Annotated in this window: 4 protein-coding genes and 1 pseudogene; 4 read left to right on the plus strand and 1 reads right to left on the minus strand. The window is 69.1% G+C overall.

Going from position 1 to position 2164, the window contains the following annotated elements; all coding sequences use genetic code 11:
- Positions 1-435, plus strand: a 435-nt coding sequence (locus BN903_RS14165) for an amidohydrolase family protein (RefSeq protein ID WP_048078345.1), incomplete at its 5' end; no start/stop codon positions are given.
- An 11-nt stretch (positions 436-446) separates the two neighbouring features.
- On the opposite strand, the gene BN903_RS14170 is transcribed toward BN903_RS14165, so the two are convergent.
- A complete protein-coding gene (locus tag BN903_RS14170; protein WP_048078346.1) occupies positions 447-932 on the minus strand; it encodes an Lrp/AsnC family transcriptional regulator in 486 nt (161 codons plus the stop codon).
- Positions 933-1072: 140 nt separating this feature from the next.
- On the opposite strand from BN903_RS14170, the gene BN903_RS14175 reads away from it, so the two are divergent.
- The 3 genes and pseudogenes from BN903_RS14175 to BN903_RS14185 all read left to right on the plus strand — a co-directional run.
- A complete protein-coding gene (locus BN903_RS14175; RefSeq protein WP_048078347.1) occupies positions 1073-1471 on the plus strand; it encodes a thioesterase family protein in 399 nt (132 codons plus the stop codon).
- A 110-nt stretch (positions 1472-1581) separates the two neighbouring features.
- Entirely contained in the window at positions 1582-1821 is a 240-nt protein-coding gene (locus BN903_RS14180; RefSeq protein WP_048078348.1) for a glutaredoxin, read from the plus strand.
- Positions 1818-2164: pseudogene (locus BN903_RS14185) on the plus strand (ATP:cob(I)alamin adenosyltransferase); the annotation flags it as partial. The gene BN903_RS14180 and the pseudogene BN903_RS14185, both read left to right, overlap by 4 nt.

Consider the following 2164-nt stretch of genomic DNA (forward strand, 5'->3'; position numbering starts at 1 on the left):
CCGGACCTCCTCGTCCACATGGTCCACGCCGAGCGCGAACACCTCGAACGGGTCGCGGACGAGTCCGTGCCGGTCGCGGTGTGTCCGCGCGCGAACGCCGTCCTCGACGTCGGCACGCCGCCGGTGCGCGACCTGCTCGACCACACGACGGTCGCGCTCGGGACGGACAACGTCATGTTGAACCCGCCGTCGATGTTCCGGGAGATGGCGTCCGCGGCGAAGCGGTTCGACGTGAGCGCCCGCGAGGTGTTGCGGATGGCCACCACCGCCGGGGCCGAGATCGCCGACCTCGACTGCGGCGTCATCGCCCCCGGTCGGCGGGCGGCGCTCGTCGTCCTCGACGGCGACTCGGACAACCTGTCCGGCTCGGTCGACCCGGTCCGCGCGGTCGTCCGGCGCGCGACCCCGCTCGACGTCGAGCGCGTCGTGGTCTGAGAGCCTGCTCCTCAGCCGTCCGCGTCGTCGTCCCGTCCGGCATCGAACCTGCCGAACGGGGTCGTCTCGTGGGTCCGCACGAGCACCTCGTCGGCGACGGTGACGCCCATGTCGAGGAGCTCCTGCGCCACGGGCGTGATGTCGTTGTCCGACTCGCCGACGACCGTCACGAGGAGGTTCTCCTCGCCGGTCACGAGCTCTTGGACCGACACGACGCCGTCGATGTCGAGGATCTCCGGGATGCGCTCGCCGCGCTCCGGAATCGACGCGGTACAGTAGAGCAGCATCCGGAGCGGGTACCCCGACCGCTGGTAGTCGACGCTGGCGCTGTACCCCTTGATCACGCCGTCGGATTCGAGGCGTCCGATGCGCTTGCGGACGGTGCTGTCGGAGGTCCCGGTCCGCTCCGCGATGTCTCCGGACGACGTGTTTCGGGCGTCCTCCTGTAGCGCGTACAGGATCGCCCTGTCGACGTCGTCGATCGATCCGTTGTCCATGGCTCGTGATAGACACGTGCCGTTTTTATAAGATGCGGGAGGCGAAAACCAACGGCTGAAGCCGTGGCAGGGGGTCAACGGTTGTCGGGCCGCCGCTCCGATCCCGACGCCTACATACGGTCCCCGCCAGTGGGTCGGATATGGCACCCTACACCGTGGACATCGACGTTCGGTTCCGCGACATCGACGCGTTAGGCCACGTCAACAACGCCGTCTACGCGACGTACATCGAGCAGGCGCGGACGCGGTACTTCCGCGAGGTTCTCGACATCGACATCTCCCAGTCGTCGAACGTGCTGGCGTCGATCTCGATCGACTTCCGCCGCCCCGTCGAACTGTCCGACGACCGGGTCACCGTCACCGTCGATCTGGCGGAGCTGGGCCGATCGAGCGTGACGATGGCCCACGAGGTCCGGGTCGGCGACGCCGTCGTCGCGGAGGCGGAGGCGACGATCGTCTCGCTGGACCCCGACACCGGCAAGCCGACGCCGATCCCGGAGGACCACCGGGCCGCGATAGAGTCGTACCACGACGTCTGAGGGACCGCGTCCCTGAGGATCCGCGGTCTCCGCGGCGACAGCGGCGCGGAACCGATCGCCCGGGCGGCCCGGACGCACACCTTCTTGACGCCGCGCACGGATCGATCGGTATGAGCGTTCGACTGTACGCCCTCGACGGGTGTCCGTTCTGCGAGAAGGCGGCCGACGCGTTGGACGACGCCGGCGTCGACTACGAGACCGAGTGGGTCGAGGCGCTCCACTCCGAGCGGAACGGGGTCAAGCGGGTCAGCGGCCAGCGCGGGGTCCCCGTCCTCGTCGACGACGAGCGCGGCGTGACGATGGCCGAGAGCGCGAACATCGTCGAGTACGTCGAGAGGACCCTCGCATGAGCATCTACACCGGCCGCGGCGACGAGGGCGAGACCGACCTCCGGGACATGAGCCGGGTGTCGAAGTCGAGCCACCGCATCGAGGCGTACGGCTCCGTCGACGAGGCGAACGCGCTGCTCGGGACGGTTCGTCCCACCGGCCACGACGACGTGGACGAGCTGCTGGAGACGGTCCAAAACCACCTCCACGTCGTTCAGGCCGACCTCGCGAACCCCGACCCCGACCCGGACGACCCCCAGGTCGAGAGCAAGCACACCGACGCGATTGGAGGACCGCATCGACGCGTTCGACGAGGAACTGGAGCCGCTGACGTCGTTCATCCTCCCGGGCGGCGGCGAGGCCG

It is taken from the genome of Halorubrum sp. AJ67 (genome assembly GCF_000513435.1).